Genomic DNA, 14,362 nt, shown 5'->3' on the forward strand with positions numbered 1-14,362 from the left:
ATGGAAAACAAAAAAGTAAAATTAAAGATCCGCAAAGGTGACTTGGTTAAGGTTATCGCCGGCGATTCAAAAGGTCAGCAAGGTAAAATTACCGAAATCATCATTGATAAAAACCGTGCAGTGGTTGAAGGTGTGAACATGGTTTCAAAACACACTAAACCAAATGCAGCCAACCCTAATGGTGGCATTGTAAAAAAAGAAGCTGCTATTCATATTTCTAACCTGGCATTGGTTGATCCAAAATCTGGAGAAACAACCCGCGTAGGTCGTAAAAAGAATGATGCAGGCAAATTGGTTAGAGTAGCAAAAAAATCAGGGGAGGAAATTAAATAATGTCTTACGTTCCAAGATTAAAATCCAAATACAAAGACGAGATCCGCACCGCTCTGAAAGATAAATTTCAGTACAAAAGCGTAATGCAGGTTCCGAAGCTGGAAAAAATTGCAATCAATCAGGGTGTTGGCGCAGCTACTACCGACAAAAAACTTATCGATACTACTATTGCTGAGTTAGCAACCATCACTGGTCAAAAACCGGTAGCTTCAAAATCTAAGAAAGATATCTCTAACTTTAAATTACGTAAAGGTATGCCGGTAGGTGTACGTGTTACTTTACGTGATAACAATATGTACGAGTTTTTAGATCGTTTGATTGCTGTTGCTCTTCCACGTATCCGTGACTTTAAAGGTATTAACGATAAAGGCTTTGATGGCAAAGGTAACTACACTTTAGGTATCACCGAGCAAATCATATTCCCGGAGATAAATATTGATAAAATCAATAAAATTCAGGGTATGGATATTACCTTTGTAACTTCTGCATCAAACGACGTTGAGGCGTTAGAGTTGCTGAAACAATTTGGTTTACCATTTAAAAATCAAAATACTAACAATGGCTAAAGAAGGTGTTAAAGCACGTGAAGTAAAACGCGCTAAATTAGTGGCCCGGTATGCCGAGAAAAGAGCTGCCTTAAAAGCCTCTGGCGATTACGAAGCATTAGATAAATTACCTAAAGCTGCATCGCCTGTTAAATTGCACAACCGTTGCAAGCTTACTGGTCGTCCTCGCGGATATATGCGTCAGTTTGGTATTTCACGTGTTACATTCCGTGAAATGGCTCTGGCCGGAAAAATCCCCGGAGTAAAAAAAGCAAGCTGGTAATACAGCATAACTGCAGGTATTAAATTGCCGGTTGCAGGTTGAGAATTAATTTCTTACCTTTGCGGCCGGCAATTTGCAAAAATACATACTTGTAATTGCTTTAAAATAATTTTTTAACCGATGGAAGGTCGTCGTTGTGAAAACGAAGGAAACCGCCGTCATATATTTCAATAATGAATACAGATCCAATCGCAGATTATCTTACCAGAGTAAGGAATGCTATTAAGGCCAACCAAAGGGTTGTTGAAATTCCTGCATCAAATCTGAAGAAGGAAATCACTAAGGTGCTTTTCGACAAAGGTTACATCGCAAACTACAAGTTTGAAGACAACGGTCCTCAAGGCAACATCAAAGTAGCTTTGAAATACCATGCTGTAACTAAAATTCCAGCTATCCGCACATTAACCCGTGTGAGTAAGCCAGGTTTGAGAAAATATGCAGGTGCAGACACTATGCCGCGCGTATTAAATGGCTTGGGTATCGCTATTCTGTCAACTTCAAAAGGAGTCATGACTGATAAAGAAGCCCGTCAGCAAAACATCGGTGGCGAAGTTTTATGCTTTGTTTATTAATCGCAACGAGGAATTAAGAAAATGTCAAGAGTAGGAAAAGCCCCAATTACTATCCCTTCAGGTGTAACTATTACTGTTAGCGATGCTAACGTAATTAAAGTTGCCGGTCCAAAAGGCCAGCTTGAACAAGCGATAGACAGTGATATCTCTGTATCACAAGAAGACGGTGTATTAACCGTAACCCGTCCGACAGACCAAAAACGTCATAAGGCATTACACGGTTTGTACCGTGCGTTAATCAACAACATGGTTACAGGTGTAACAACAGGTTACAAACTGGAGCAAGAGTTGGTTGGTGTAGGTTACCGTGCCACTAACACAGGCAATACCTTAGATTTAGTGCTGGGTTATTCTCACCACTATGTATTTGAGTTGCCAAAAGAAATTAAAGTATCCACTACTGCTGAAAAAGGTAAAAACCCAACTATTATTCTGGAGTCAATCGACAAACAGTTAATCGGACAGGTTGCAGCCAAAATCCGCTCACTACGCGCTCCTGAGCCATACAAAGGTAAAGGTATCAAGTTTGTTGGCGAAGTGTTAAGAAGAAAAGCAGGTAAATCAGCATCTAAAAAATAATCGTCATGACAGGTAAATTATCAAGAAGAGACAAAATCAAAAAAGGAATCAGAAAGCGTCTTTCAGGTTCTGCAGAACGTCCGCGCTTGTCAGTGTTTAGAAGCAACAAAGGCATCTATGCACAGATTATTGACGATGTTGCCGGCAAAACACTGGTATCTGCTTCATCTTTATCAAAAGACTTCAGCTCTACCGGATCAAAAGGCGAACAATCAGTGGCTGTAGGCAAACTTATTGCTGAGAAAGCAATGGCTGCCGGTATCAACGCTGTTGTGTTTGATAGAAATGGATACTTGTACCATGGCCGCGTTAAGCAACTGGCTGAAGGTGCACGTGAAGGTGGATTACAATTTTAACCGTAACGAGTAATGTCAACAATAAATATTAAAAGAGTAAAAACAAGCGAGATCGAATTAAAAGACCGCTTGGTAAGCATACAACGTGTTGCCAAAGTAACCAAAGGCGGCCGTACTTTCAGCTTCTCGGCCATTGTGGTTGTAGGTGATGAAAACGGAGTTGTAGGTTACGGTTTGGGTAAAGCAAAAGAGGTAACTGAAGCTATTGCTAAAGGTATCGATGATGCAAAGAAAAATTTGGTAAAAGTGCCTATCATCAATGGTACTGTACCTCATGAGCAAATTGGTAAGTTTTCTGGCGGTTTTGTTTTTATAAAACCTGCTGCAAACGGTACCGGTGTTATTGCCGGTGGTGCAATGCGTGCCGTATTAGAGTCGGCTGGTGTTCACAACGTATTAGCTAAATCTAAAGGCTCATCAAATCCGCACAACGTGGTTAAAGCCACTGTATCTGCATTAGCTCAACTGCGCGATGCTTATACCGTAGCTCAGCACCGTGGCGTTAATTTAGGTAAAGTATTTAACGGATAATCAGTCATGGCGAAAATCAAAATAACACAGATTAAGAGCGTGATCGATAGAAGCGAGCGCCAGAAAAAAACCATCGAAGCTTTAGGTTTAAAGAAAATTAACCATAGCGTTGAAGTGGAAGCTAATCCTGCAATCATAGGCATGATTAGAAAAGTTAATCATTTGGTAGCAGTAGAAAACATTTAATGTTATGAATTTAAGTAATCTTAAACCTGCAGAAGGTTCTACTAAAAATAGAAAAAGAATAGGCCGCGGTACAGGTTCTGGCCGTGGTGGTACGTCAACACGTGGTCACAAAGGTGCCGGTTCACGTTCAGGTACTTCAACCAAAGTTGGTTTTGAAGGCGGACAGATGCCATTGCAACGTCGTGTACCTAAGGTAGGATTTAAAAACCCTAACCGTGTTGAGTATAACGGCATCAATCTGGATACTTTACAGCAATTAGCTGATACTTATTCAGTATCAACAATTAACTTTGATACCATGAAAGAACATGGTTTAGTGTCAAGGAACGACTTAGTTAAAATTTTGGGTCGTGGTACACTGACTGCTAAATTAGATGTTCAGGCACATGCGTTTTCTGCAACTGCTCAACAAGCTATTGAAGCAGCCGGCGGTTCAATTGTTAAGCTGTAATTTTCAATGAAGAATTTTTTCACCACATTATCCAATATTTGGAAAATTGAGGACTTAAGAGTGCGTATTATAAACACACTCTTATTTCTTTTAATATACCGCGTAGGTGCTTATGTAACTTTACCTGGTGTTGATGCAAATGTTATAAGTAATCAGGGCGCTAAAGAAGGCCTGATGGGTTTATTAAATATGTTTGCAGGCGGTTCGTTCTCTCGCGCTTCTATATTTGCTTTGGGCGTTATGCCGTATATTTCTGCATCTATCGTAGTGCAGTTATTAGGTATTGCGGTTCCTTACTTTGCAAAGTTACAGAAGGAGGGGGAGAGCGGTCGCAGTAAAATCAACCAGTGGACACGTTATCTGACCATTGCTATTACTATGGCTCAAGCTGTAGGCTACGTACGGTCGCAAATTACTCCTAACGCCATTAACCCGGCGTTAAGCTCTGGCTTATTTACTTTAAGTTCAATATTTGTTTTAACCGCAGGTACATTATTTGTGATGTGGCTGGGTGAAAAAATTACCGACAAAGGTATTGGCAACGGTATTTCGTTGATCATCATGGTGGGTATTATCGCTCAGTTGCCGGCCGCTATTATCGACGAGTTTAACTCACGGGTAAGCGGTACCAACGCAAGTGGCGGACCATTGGTATTTATTGTTGAGATGTTGGCGCTTGTAGGGGTAATCATGTTTACCATATTAGTGGTACAAGGCACACGTAAAATTGCTGTGCAATATGCTAAGCGTATTGTAGGTAACAAACAATACGGCGGTGTAAGGCAATATATCCCTTTAAAAGTGAATGCAGCTGGTGTAATGCCGATCATTTTTGCGCAAGCACTGATGTTTATTCCTGCAACCATTTCGTCGTTCTTTCCAAGCATTGCTGCTAACAGTGTGTTGATCTCATTGTCAAGCTACACGTCTTGGTTACATAATCTTGTGTTTGCTATATTGATTATTTTGTTTACGTATTTCTATACGGCAATTACAGTTAATCCAAAGCAAATGTCAGACGATATGAAAAAGAATGGTGGGTTTATCCCAGGTGTTGCTCCTGGTAATGCTACGTCAGAATTTATCGACGCTGTTATATCTCGCATTACTTTGCCGGGTTCTATATTCTTAGCTATCATTGCTATTATCCCTGCATTAGCTAATATCTTCCATATAAACAGTCAGTTTGCCCGTTTCTTTGGAGGTACATCATTGATTATTCTGGTAGGTGTTGTTTTAGACACACTGCAGCAGATTGAGAGTCATTTGTTAATGCGCCATTATGATGGCTTAATGAAAACTGGAAGAGTTAAAGGTCGCACAGCTGTACCTACAGCTGCAGGTACTGTTCCTCCGGCCATTTAAATTTATAATGTCTAAAATAGTATATAAGACAGCAGAGGAAATTGAACTGATACGTCAAAGCGCTCAATTAGTGTCGAAAACACTTGGCGAAGTTGCTAAGATAGTCAAACCTGGTGTCAAAACCATTGAATTAGACCGGTTAGCCGAAACCTTCATCCGTGACAACGGAGGGGTTCCGGCTTTCCTCAATTTTCACGGGTTCCCTTACTCGCTCTGTATCTCCGCTAACGACCAGGTAGTGCACGGTTTCCCTGGCGAGCATGTGCTCAAAGAGGGCGACTTGATTTCTGTGGACTGTGGTGTTGTTCTTAATAACTTTTATGGCGACTCTGCTTACACATTTGCTATAGGCGAGGTAAGCAATGAGATTAGGTCGTTAATGCGTGTAACCCAAGAATGCCTGATTAAAGGGGTTGAGAAGGCTGTAACGGGTATGCGCGTTGGCGATATTGGATTTGCCGTTCAGCAACATGCGGAAGCACATGGCTATGGCGTAGTGAAAGAGTTGGTAGGACATGGGGTTGGTACGAAGCTGCATGAGAAACCGGAAGTGCCTAACTACGGCAAACGCGGTTCGGGTGCTAAGTTAGAAGAAGGCATGGTGATTGCGATTGAGCCCATGATCAACGCTGGCAAAGCCGGCGTTAAATTTTGGAAAGATGGCTGGACGGTATCAACAGTGGACGGTAAGCCGTCTGCTCATTACGAACACACCGTGGCGGTACGAAAAGGAGTGGCAGATGTCCTTTCAACATTTTCTTATGTTGAAGAAGTTTTAGCAAAAAATAATTAAATATTACAAAAAATATTTATATTTTTGCATCCCGAATTCAATCGGTATAATTTAGTAATAATCAGTAAAATATGGCCAAACAAGCCTCAATTGAACAAGACGGTACTATCAAGGAAGCATTATCTAACGCGATGTTTAGAGTTGAACTGGAGAACGGTCATGAGATTATTGCACACATATCCGGTAAAATGCGTATGCACTACATCAAAATTTTGCCTGGCGATAGAGTGAAATTGGAGATGAGTCCGTATGATTTAACCAAAGGCAGAATAACCTACAGATATAAATAACAACATGAAAGTTAGAGCATCCATCAAAAAACGTAGTGCTGATTGTAAAATCATCCGTCGTAAAGGAAAGCTTTTTGTGATTAACAAAAAGAACCCTAAGTACAAACAACGTCAAGGGTAATTAAAAACATCGGAATGATTGTACAACGGTGGCCCAGCCGTTCGATCATTCATTAAAACAAACGAGAAAAATATGGCAAGGATTTCAGGTATTGATTTACCAAGAAACAAAAGAGGCGAGATCGGACTAACCTACATTTACGGTATTGGACGTTCTACAGCCCAACAAATTTTAGACGAAGCTGGTATCCCTTACGATACTAAAGTTCAGGAATGGTCTGATGATCAACTGGCTGCTATTCGTGGTATCATCAACGATCAAATTAAAGTTGAAGGTGCTCTGCGTTCAGAAGTGCAACTTAATATTAAACGTTTAATGGATATTGGTTGTTACCGCGGTACCCGTCACCGTAAAGGTTTACCTCTGCGTGGCCAGCGTACCAAAAACAACTCACGTACCCGTAAAGGTAAACGTAAAACAGTTGCTAACAAGAAAAAAGCTACTAAGTAATAATTGAATAACAAAGGAGCAGGATTTGTTTTGCTGCTTTGTTTGGACTATCTCATACAGTATCAATAATTAGTTAACGGGTCCCAGTTTTAGTAACTCCGTAATCTGTTAACTTAAAGAAACAAAAAATGGCTAAAGCTAAAAAAGTAACCAAAAAACGCATCGTTATTGTCGAGCCAGTTGGTCAGGCACATATCAACGCTACCTTTAACAACATCATTGTAACCTTAACCAACAGTTCAGGTCAGGCTATCTCTTGGTCGTCTGCAGGTAAAATGGGTTTCAAAGGGTCTAAAAAGAACACTCCTTATGCTGCTGGTCAGGCTGCTGCCGATTGCGGTAAAGTAGCTTATGATTTAGGCTTACGTAAAGTAGAAGTTTTTGTTAAAGGCCCGGGTGCTGGCCGCGAGTCGGCTATCCGTACACTGCAAACCAGCGGTATCGAGGTTACTACTATTAAGGACATCACTCCACTGCCACACAACGGCTGTCGTCCTTCAAAAAGAAGAAGAGTTTAATAAATCTATTTTTTAAAGCTAAGATTCTGCAGCTACAGGCTGCATGATACTTTAAAAACAAAAAACCATGGCAAGATATACCGGACCAAAGTCCAAAATTGCACGTAAATTCAGAGAGCCTATTTTTGGCCCTGATAAAGTGTTAGAAAGAAAAAATTACCCTCCTGGCATGCATGGCGTGTCAAAACGCAGAGGTAAACAATCTGAGTACGCTGTTCAGTTACAAGAGAAACAAAAAGTAAAGTACACTTATGGTGTATTAGAGCGTTACTTCGAAAACTTATTCCACCGTGCTTCTGCCCGTGAAGGTATTACCGGTACTAATTTGCTTCAGTTATTAGAAGCTCGTTTAGATAACGTAGTATACCGTTTAGGTATTGCTCCTACACGTTCAGGTGCCCGTCAGTTGGTAGGTCACAAACACATCACGGTAAATGGCGAAGTAGTTAACATCGCTTCTTACACCATCAAACCGGGTGACATTATTGCCGTTCGCGAAAAATCAAAATCACTTGAGGCTATCTCTAATTCAGTAGCTGGTCGTAAAGTGAATAAATATAGCTGGTTTGAATGGGATGCTGCTGCTTTAAGCGGTAAACTTTTAAACTACCCTAACCGCGATGAGATTCCGGAAAATATTAAGGAAAACTTAATCGTCGAGTTATATTCAAAATAATTAATGATATTGAGCTGCGAAATGATTGGCATTTTATGTCAGTCATTTTCGTGGTTATATTTCATCCAATCAGTAAACAATAAACAAAGCATATAAATGGCAATTTTAGCATTTCAAAAACCAGATAAGGTTATCATGCAGAAGTCAACCGACTTTGAAGGCACGTTTGAATTTCGTCCGTTAGAACCAGGCTTCGGTATAACCATTGGTAATGCTTTACGTCGTATCTTACTTTCTTCATTGGAAGGTTATGCTGTCACCTCAGTACGTTTTTCAGGTGTAACGCATGAGTTTTCAACCATCAAAGGGGTTGTTGAAGACGTTACTGAAATCATCCTGAACCTGAAACAAGTACGTTTGAAAAAAACAGGTGAGTCGGGTGATACCGAGAAGATCTTTGTCATTGTTAATGGACAAGACAGCTTTAAGGCTGGCGATATCACTCAGTTCTCTAACAACTTTGCTGTTTTAAATCCAGACCTCGTTATATGTAACATGGATCCTTCGGTAACCTTAGAGGTTGAGTTAACTGTTAACAAAGGCCGTGGTTATATTCCAAGCGAAGAAAACAAAAACCCTGATGCTGCAATCGGCGTAATCGCGATCGACTCGATCTATACACCGATTAAAAACGTAAAATATAGTATTGAGAACTATCGTGTAGAGCAAAAAACCGACTATGAGAAATTAGTGCTGGATATTGCTACTGATGGTTCTATTCATCCTGAAGACGCACTAAAAGAGGCGGCCAAAATTTTGATTCAGCACTTTATGTTATTCTCTGATGAGAACATGATGCTGGAGGCGCAAGCTAAAGAAGAAACTAAAGAGGTTGATGAAGAAATTTTACACATGCGTAAAATTCTGAAAACTGAATTGGTAGATCTTGATCTTTCTGTACGTGCATTAAACTGTTTAAAAGCAGCCGATATCCGTAGCCTGGCCGATCTGGTATCTTATGATGTAGCTGACATGCTAAAGTTTAGAAACTTTGGTAAAAAGTCATTAACAGAGATTCAGGATTTGGTTAAATCAAAAGGTTTATCATTCGGTATGAACCTGGCTAAGTACAAATTAGACGAAGAATAATTATAAGCGAGGGCATAATTCCGCGGGCTTGACGTTAGCGCCGCCCAACGGTATGCACGTGCACAACAAAACAAAACAATGAGACACGGAAAAAAACACAATCATTTAGGCCGTACCAAGAGCCACCGCGTGGCTATGATGGGTAACATGGCATCATCGCTTATTTTACACAAGCGTATTACTACCACTTTAGCAAAAGCAAAAGCACTACGTGTTTATGTTGAGCCTTTGGTAACCAAATCAAAAAGCGATACTACACATTCACGTCGTACTGTATTTAGCTACCTGCAAAACAAAGAAGCGGTTACTATTTTGTTCCGCGAGATTGCAGAGAAAGTTGCTAACCGTCCGGGTGGTTATACTCGTATCATCAAGTTAGAAAACCGTTTAGGTGATAACGCCGAGATGGCGATCATTGAATTGGTTGATTACAACACTGTATATGGTGTTAAAGAATCTGCTGCTGCAGCTACAACTCGTCGTTCACGTCGTGGTGGTAAAGCTAAAGCTACTGCACCTGCTGCTACTGCTGAGGTTACTCCAGCTGATGAAGCTGTAGTTGCTGAACCGGAAGTTACCCCTGAAGCTCCTGCTCAAAACGAGGAGAATGCAGAAAAAGGTGAGTAATTAAAACACTTATTATTTTTATAAAAGGTCGGCTCCTGCAAAGAGCCGACCTTTCGCTTTTTACAAAGCATAATTTACTCCTCTGGTAACATTATAGTGGTAATAGCCAGCCGGTTCCAGGCATTGATAGCTATGGCGGCCATCACAACTTTGGCTGTTGTTTTTTCTCCCAGAATAATCACAGCTTCGTTGTAAGTTTGATCACTTACACGTCCTCTAATGTCGGTAACTTCTTCAGTAAGTTTTAGTGCTGCACGTTCCTGCTTTGTAAAAGAATTTGTTTCTTGCCAGGCGTTTAATAGATAAATACGCTGTTCTGTTTCGCCAAACTTACGTGCATCTTTAGTGTGCATATTTAGGCAAAAAGCACATCCATTAATTTGTGATGCTCTGATCTTGATGAGCTCGTATAAGCTTTTATCTAAGCCCGAATTTCGGACATAGTTTTCTAGAGTGTACAGCGCTTTAAAAGCGTCTGGCTCAACATTCTGAATTTTGATTCTGGTTTCCATAATAGCTTGCATTAATTTAAATTGATGTAACGCCGGACTAAATTCCGGACATCTCAAATTTGCGCAAGCCTATTTGTCAAAATCTTAATCATGATTAAGAAATGCATGTACTCACTTCTTACCTCGTACTTTGCTCAAAAACTCAGGAGTAACGCCTAAATATGATGGCAGCATGTATTGCGGAATGCGCTGGATGAAATCTGGAAATCTGCTGGCAAAATGATGGTATTTTTCTTCGCCAGATAAGTCGGTAAAATATACCTGGCGGGTTTGCGCTGCGGCGTAAGCCCGTTGATAAACGCGTCTAAAGTACCGTTCCAGTTGAGGTGCCTTTAAAAAAGTTCTTCCTGTTTGTCTTTTTTTAACACAATGAGATGACTTGGCTGCACTGCCTGCAGGTAAAACTGGGAGGGTGTACCTAATGTGATTGACGTGTAATCGCTTATCCACCAGTTGTCGATGCCAAATTGCACTATTTGCTCAACGCCGTTATCTTTAACAAAGTACATACGCAGGCAACCCTCTGCAACAAAATATTGAGCACTGCACTCATCACCCTCCGAAAACAGGTATTGCTTTTTCTTCACCGTTGCACATTTTACATACTCTCCAACTATTTGCTGTTCTTCAGTATTAAGCGTTGTATACTTCTGTATATGCGATAGGAGTTGGGCAATCATAGCATAGTCGAATGAGTGGAATGATTTTTTAATGTTGCTATTTATGGATAGTCGAGTTGCCAACGGCTTTGTTTAGTATATAAAATACAGACTTATTCCGCTGTTCTAACTTGCGAAAACCCGACTTTGTTAGTACGCGTTGCGATGCCAGGTTATTGATGCCCGTATCCGCTTTGACGTTTTTCAAAATACTGAAATCGAAACCCCACTTGCAAATAGCATTTACAGCCTCGGTAGCATAATTATTGCCACGATGTTGCTCGTCTATCATGTAACCTACGGAGGTTTCACCATAGTCATCAGGATAGCCATTAAAACCAATGCCGCCAACGGTAACGTTGATATTCTTTAAAATAATTAGCCAATTGGTATACCAATAATACAGATCAGGATAGGCATGCGTATTGGGCAGCCAGAAGTGATATAGTGCTTCGGCCATATCAGCTTTTACCTCGTCGTCTACCACCATTGATGAGGTGTTCAATCCAAGCGTGCGTTGCAGCTCATCCCAGTGTTGGTCAAATAAAAGTAACTGGTGATGTTTTAAAGGAATTAACTTTAACCGGTCCGACTCTATAAATATCATTTTGCTACTATACTTTACATACGCTCTGCCGCGGGTGGTGGTTTTGGCAGCATATCAATTGTTATTACTGTAATTTGCTGTCATGCTGTCACGCAATTGTTTACGCTTACTGACTAATGGTTGCTTTTTCTATAATCTTTTACAATATACACTGCCATTGCTGCGTTGGCACAACCCTTGTTAATTAGTGTGTATAATAATTAACAGTAAATAAAGGAAAAATCAATCATATGTCTAAAATCATTGGAATCGACTTAGGAACAACAAACTCCTGCGTAGCAGTAATGGAAGGTAATGAGCCGGTAGTTATTGCCAACAGTGAAGGAAAGCGTACTACACCATCTGTAGTAGCATTTGTTGACAATGGCGAACGTAAAGTAGGTGACCCTGCTAAACGCCAATCTATCACTAACCCAACAAAAACCGTTTATTCTGTTAAACGCTTTATGGGTAATCAGTTTAACGAGGTTACTCAAGAGGTTGGTCGTGTACCTTACTCTGTAGTAAAAGGTGACAATAACACACCACGTGTTGAAATCGATGACAGAAAATATACTCCTCAGGAGATTTCGGCCATGATTCTTCAAAAAATGAAGAAAACAGCTGAGGACTTTTTAGGAACCGAAGTTACTGAAGCGGTTATTACCGTACCAGCTTACTTTAACGATGCTCAACGTCAGGCTACCAAAGAGGCTGGTGAAATTGCCGGTTTAAAAGTACGCCGTATCATTAACGAGCCTACTGCTGCTGCTTTGGCTTACGGTTTAGATAAAGCCCACAAAGATATGAAAATTGTGGTGTTTGACTGTGGTGGTGGTACTCATGACGTATCAGTGTTAGAGTTAGGTGATGGTGTGTTTGAAGTAAAATCTACCGATGGTGACACGCACTTAGGTGGTGACGATTTTGACCAGGTAATTATTGACTGGTTAGCCGACGAGTTTAAAAGTGATGAAGGTTTTGACTTACGTCGCGATCCGATGGCATTACAGCGTTTAAAAGAAGCTGCTGAAAAAGCTAAAATCGAATTGTCAAGCTCTCCAACTACCGAAATCAACCTGCCGTACATCACTGCAGTTGACGGTATGCCTAAACACTTGGTTAAACAACTAAGCCGTGCTAAATTTGAGCAATTAGCTGATAGCCTTATTAAGCGTACTATTGAGCCTTGCCGTACTGCTTTAAAAAATGCAGGTTACAGCACTTCTGATATTGACGAGATTATCTTGGTTGGTGGTTCAACACGTATACCTGCTATTCAGGAAGCTGTTCAGAAATTCTTTGGTAAATCTCCATCAAAAGGTGTAAACCCTGATGAGGTTGTAGCTATCGGTGCTGCCATTCAAGGTGGTGTATTAACCGGCGAAGTGAAAGACGTGTTATTGTTAGACGTTACACCGCTTTCGTTAGGTATCGAAACTATGGGTGGTGTGATGACCCGTTTAATTGAGTCAAATACAACTATCCCAAGCAAAAAGTCAGAGACTTTCTCTACCGCATCTGATAACCAGCCATCTGTAGAGATCCACATTTTGCAAGGCGAGCGCCCCATGGCCGCTCAAAACCGTACCTTAGGCCGTTTCCACTTGGATAGCATTCCGCCAGCGCCTCGTGGTGTACCTCAAATCGAAGTTACTTTTGATATTGATGCTAACGGTATATTACATGTATCAGCTAAAGACAAAGCCACCGGTAAAGAGCAAAAAATCCGTATCGAGGCTTCATCTGGCTTAACTGATGCTGAAATCAAAAAAATGAAAGAAGAAGCAGAAGCTAATGCTGATGCCGACAAAAAAGCTAAAGAAGAAGTTGAAAGCCTGAACTCTGCTGATGCACTGATCTTCTCAACCGAGAAACAGTTAAAAGAGTATGGCGATAAGATACCTGCTGATAAAAAAGCACAAATCGAATCTGCTTTAGAAAAGTTAAAAACAGCATACTCTGCTAAAAATTTAACTGATATCGAAGCTGCACAAACTGAGTTAAATACTGCTTGGGGCGCTGCATCTGAAGATATGTACAAAGCATCTGCTGATGCGCAACAAGGCGGACAGCCAGGTGCAGGTGATGCCGGAGCCAACAACCAGAACTCAGGCGACACTGTAACTGATGTTGACTTCGAAGAAGTTAAATAACAATAGATTTTAATACTTTAAAAAAGCTCCTGACCATCCGGCCAGGAGCTTTTTTATTAGGAGTAGGTTTGAATCTACCAATCTTTGGTCGATACATGTTTAGATTCTAACGGTTTAGCAGGCTTAGCGTCCGTATGGTTTAAGTAATTATACAGTTGCTGATCCAGGTAGCTAAAAAACGTGGTAATCTGTTTAGAGTAGTTCTCATACTGCGATTCTTTCACCTTTTTGCTAAGCTCTTCTAAGGTATAGCTTATGCCTGCAACGGGGGTAAACAGACCATAGCGGTTCCGTTGCAAAGGCAGATAAGTTAAGTTGGTGGCCATTACCCGGTATTTGGTTTCTTTAAAGGCTATCGTTAAATCAAATTGCAATAAGCCATCTTCCTGACCGGCAATTAATCCTTTACTGTACAAGGTAAATTTGCCTTTGGCATTGAGAGAACTGCCGTTTACAGGCTGATCTTTATCGGGTTTTATATCCGGGTAATACTTCTTCAGGAAGGCTTGAGCTACAGCCAGACGTTGTAAACTATCTGCAGCTGGTATATTGCCTACGTGATAGTACATCAGCTTGCCTTGATCGTTAGTGACAAGTATGTTTTTTTGTGCATAGCTGCTCGCTGATAGCAGTAGCACAATAATAATTATGTGTAGCTTTTTCATAAAAAAAGGACTACCCGTA

23 protein-coding genes are annotated in these 14,362 nt (G+C 40.7%); 19 read left to right on the forward strand and 4 right to left on the reverse strand.

What is annotated here, in order from left to right; translation table 11 throughout:
* The 18 genes from rplX (at nt 1) to rplQ (ending at nt 9,765) form a co-directional block, all read left to right on the forward strand.
* A complete protein-coding gene (rplX, locus tag AAGR14_RS05000) occupies nt 1-333 on the forward strand; it encodes a 50S ribosomal protein L24 (protein WP_342647497.1) in 333 nt (110 codons plus the stop codon).
* Nucleotides 333-899, forward strand: a complete 567-nt coding sequence (gene rplE / locus AAGR14_RS05005; RefSeq protein WP_342647498.1) for a 50S ribosomal protein L5 — start codon at nt 333-335, stop codon at nt 897-899. Before rplX ends, rplE begins: the two co-directional genes overlap by 1 nt.
* Entirely contained in the window at nt 892-1,161 is a 270-nt protein-coding gene (rpsN, locus tag AAGR14_RS05010) for a 30S ribosomal protein S14 (protein ID WP_342647499.1), read from the forward strand. Before rplE ends, rpsN begins: the two co-directional genes overlap by 8 nt.
* A gap of 170 nt (nt 1,162-1,331) precedes the next feature.
* Entirely contained in the window at nt 1,332-1,733 is a 402-nt protein-coding gene (rpsH, locus tag AAGR14_RS05015) for a 30S ribosomal protein S8 (protein ID WP_342648731.1), read from the forward strand.
* 21 nt (nt 1,734-1,754) lie between these two features.
* Complete coding sequence (rplF, locus tag AAGR14_RS05020) at nt 1,755-2,312, forward strand: 50S ribosomal protein L6 (protein ID WP_342647500.1); 558 nt, start codon at nt 1,755-1,757, stop codon at nt 2,310-2,312.
* Nucleotides 2,313-2,317: 5 nt separating this feature from the next.
* Complete coding sequence (gene rplR, locus AAGR14_RS05025) at nt 2,318-2,668, forward strand: 50S ribosomal protein L18 (protein ID WP_342647501.1); 351 nt, start codon at nt 2,318-2,320, stop codon at nt 2,666-2,668.
* A gap of 12 nt (nt 2,669-2,680) precedes the next feature.
* Nucleotides 2,681-3,199: a 30S ribosomal protein S5 gene (gene rpsE, locus AAGR14_RS05030; protein ID WP_194101685.1), complete on the forward strand. Its 519-nt coding sequence runs from the start codon at nt 2,681-2,683 to the stop codon at nt 3,197-3,199.
* 6 nt (nt 3,200-3,205) lie between these two features.
* Nucleotides 3,206-3,385, forward strand: coding sequence for a 50S ribosomal protein L30 (rpmD, locus tag AAGR14_RS05035; RefSeq protein ID WP_158825038.1), 180 nt, complete (start codon nt 3,206-3,208; stop codon nt 3,383-3,385).
* A gap of 4 nt (nt 3,386-3,389) precedes the next feature.
* Nucleotides 3,390-3,836, forward strand: a complete 447-nt coding sequence (rplO, locus tag AAGR14_RS05040; RefSeq protein ID WP_342647502.1) for a 50S ribosomal protein L15 — start codon at nt 3,390-3,392, stop codon at nt 3,834-3,836.
* Between the two features lie 6 nt (nt 3,837-3,842).
* Nucleotides 3,843-5,201: a preprotein translocase subunit SecY gene (secY, locus tag AAGR14_RS05045; RefSeq protein ID WP_342647503.1), complete on the forward strand. Its 1,359-nt coding sequence runs from the start codon at nt 3,843-3,845 to the stop codon at nt 5,199-5,201.
* 7 nt (nt 5,202-5,208) lie between these two features.
* Nucleotides 5,209-5,994, forward strand: coding sequence for a type I methionyl aminopeptidase (gene map, locus AAGR14_RS05050; protein WP_342647504.1), 786 nt, complete (start codon nt 5,209-5,211; stop codon nt 5,992-5,994).
* A gap of 71 nt (nt 5,995-6,065) precedes the next feature.
* Complete coding sequence (infA, locus tag AAGR14_RS05055) at nt 6,066-6,284, forward strand: translation initiation factor IF-1 (protein ID WP_008506260.1); 219 nt, start codon at nt 6,066-6,068, stop codon at nt 6,282-6,284.
* A gap of 4 nt (nt 6,285-6,288) precedes the next feature.
* The gene (rpmJ, locus tag AAGR14_RS05060; protein WP_157539780.1) at nt 6,289-6,405 is read left to right on the forward strand and encodes a 50S ribosomal protein L36; all 117 of its coding nucleotides are present in this window, start codon (nt 6,289-6,291) and stop codon (nt 6,403-6,405) included.
* Nucleotides 6,406-6,477: 72 nt separating this feature from the next.
* Entirely contained in the window at nt 6,478-6,855 is a 378-nt protein-coding gene (rpsM, locus tag AAGR14_RS05065) for a 30S ribosomal protein S13 (protein WP_342647505.1), read from the forward strand.
* Nucleotides 6,856-6,983: 128 nt separating this feature from the next.
* Nucleotides 6,984-7,373: a 30S ribosomal protein S11 gene (rpsK, locus tag AAGR14_RS05070; protein WP_342647506.1), complete on the forward strand. Its 390-nt coding sequence runs from the start codon at nt 6,984-6,986 to the stop codon at nt 7,371-7,373.
* 67 nt (nt 7,374-7,440) lie between these two features.
* Nucleotides 7,441-8,049 carry a 30S ribosomal protein S4 gene (gene rpsD, locus AAGR14_RS05075; RefSeq protein WP_342647507.1) on the forward strand — a complete coding sequence of 203 codons (609 nt, stop codon included), beginning with the start codon at nt 7,441-7,443 and terminating at the stop codon, nt 8,047-8,049.
* Between the two features lie 96 nt (nt 8,050-8,145).
* The gene (locus tag AAGR14_RS05080; RefSeq protein ID WP_342647508.1) at nt 8,146-9,138 is read left to right on the forward strand and encodes a DNA-directed RNA polymerase subunit alpha; all 993 of its coding nucleotides are present in this window, start codon (nt 8,146-8,148) and stop codon (nt 9,136-9,138) included.
* Nucleotides 9,139-9,216: 78 nt separating this feature from the next.
* Nucleotides 9,217-9,765: a 50S ribosomal protein L17 gene (rplQ, locus tag AAGR14_RS05085; protein ID WP_342647509.1), complete on the forward strand. Its 549-nt coding sequence runs from the start codon at nt 9,217-9,219 to the stop codon at nt 9,763-9,765.
* Between the two features lie 74 nt (nt 9,766-9,839).
* On the opposite strand, the gene AAGR14_RS05090 is transcribed toward rplQ, so the two are convergent.
* The 3 genes from AAGR14_RS05090 to AAGR14_RS05100 all read right to left on the reverse strand — a co-directional run bounded on the left by AAGR14_RS05090 (nt 9,840) and on the right by AAGR14_RS05100 (nt 11,543).
* A complete protein-coding gene (locus AAGR14_RS05090; protein WP_342647510.1) occupies nt 9,840-10,277 on the reverse strand; it encodes a carboxymuconolactone decarboxylase family protein in 438 nt (145 codons plus the stop codon).
* 332 nt (nt 10,278-10,609) lie between these two features.
* A complete protein-coding gene (locus AAGR14_RS05095) occupies nt 10,610-10,957 on the reverse strand; it encodes a cyclic nucleotide-binding domain-containing protein (protein ID WP_342647511.1) in 348 nt (115 codons plus the stop codon).
* Between the two features lie 37 nt (nt 10,958-10,994).
* Entirely contained in the window at nt 10,995-11,543 is a 549-nt protein-coding gene (locus tag AAGR14_RS05100; RefSeq protein WP_342647512.1) for a GNAT family N-acetyltransferase, read from the reverse strand.
* Nucleotides 11,544-11,773: 230 nt separating this feature from the next.
* Here AAGR14_RS05100 and dnaK point away from each other — a divergent pair, with 230 nt between their 5' ends.
* The gene (gene dnaK, locus AAGR14_RS05105) at nt 11,774-13,678 is read left to right on the forward strand and encodes a molecular chaperone DnaK (RefSeq protein ID WP_342647513.1); all 1,905 of its coding nucleotides are present in this window, start codon (nt 11,774-11,776) and stop codon (nt 13,676-13,678) included.
* 74 nt (nt 13,679-13,752) lie between these two features.
* On the opposite strand, the gene AAGR14_RS05110 is transcribed toward dnaK, so the two are convergent.
* A complete protein-coding gene (locus AAGR14_RS05110) occupies nt 13,753-14,343 on the reverse strand; it encodes a hypothetical protein (protein ID WP_342647514.1) in 591 nt (196 codons plus the stop codon).
* Nucleotides 14,344-14,362 lie beyond the last annotated feature (19 nt).

It is taken from the genome of Mucilaginibacter sp. CSA2-8R (assembly GCF_038806765.1).
GTDB lineage: Bacteria > Bacteroidota > Bacteroidia > Sphingobacteriales > Sphingobacteriaceae > Mucilaginibacter.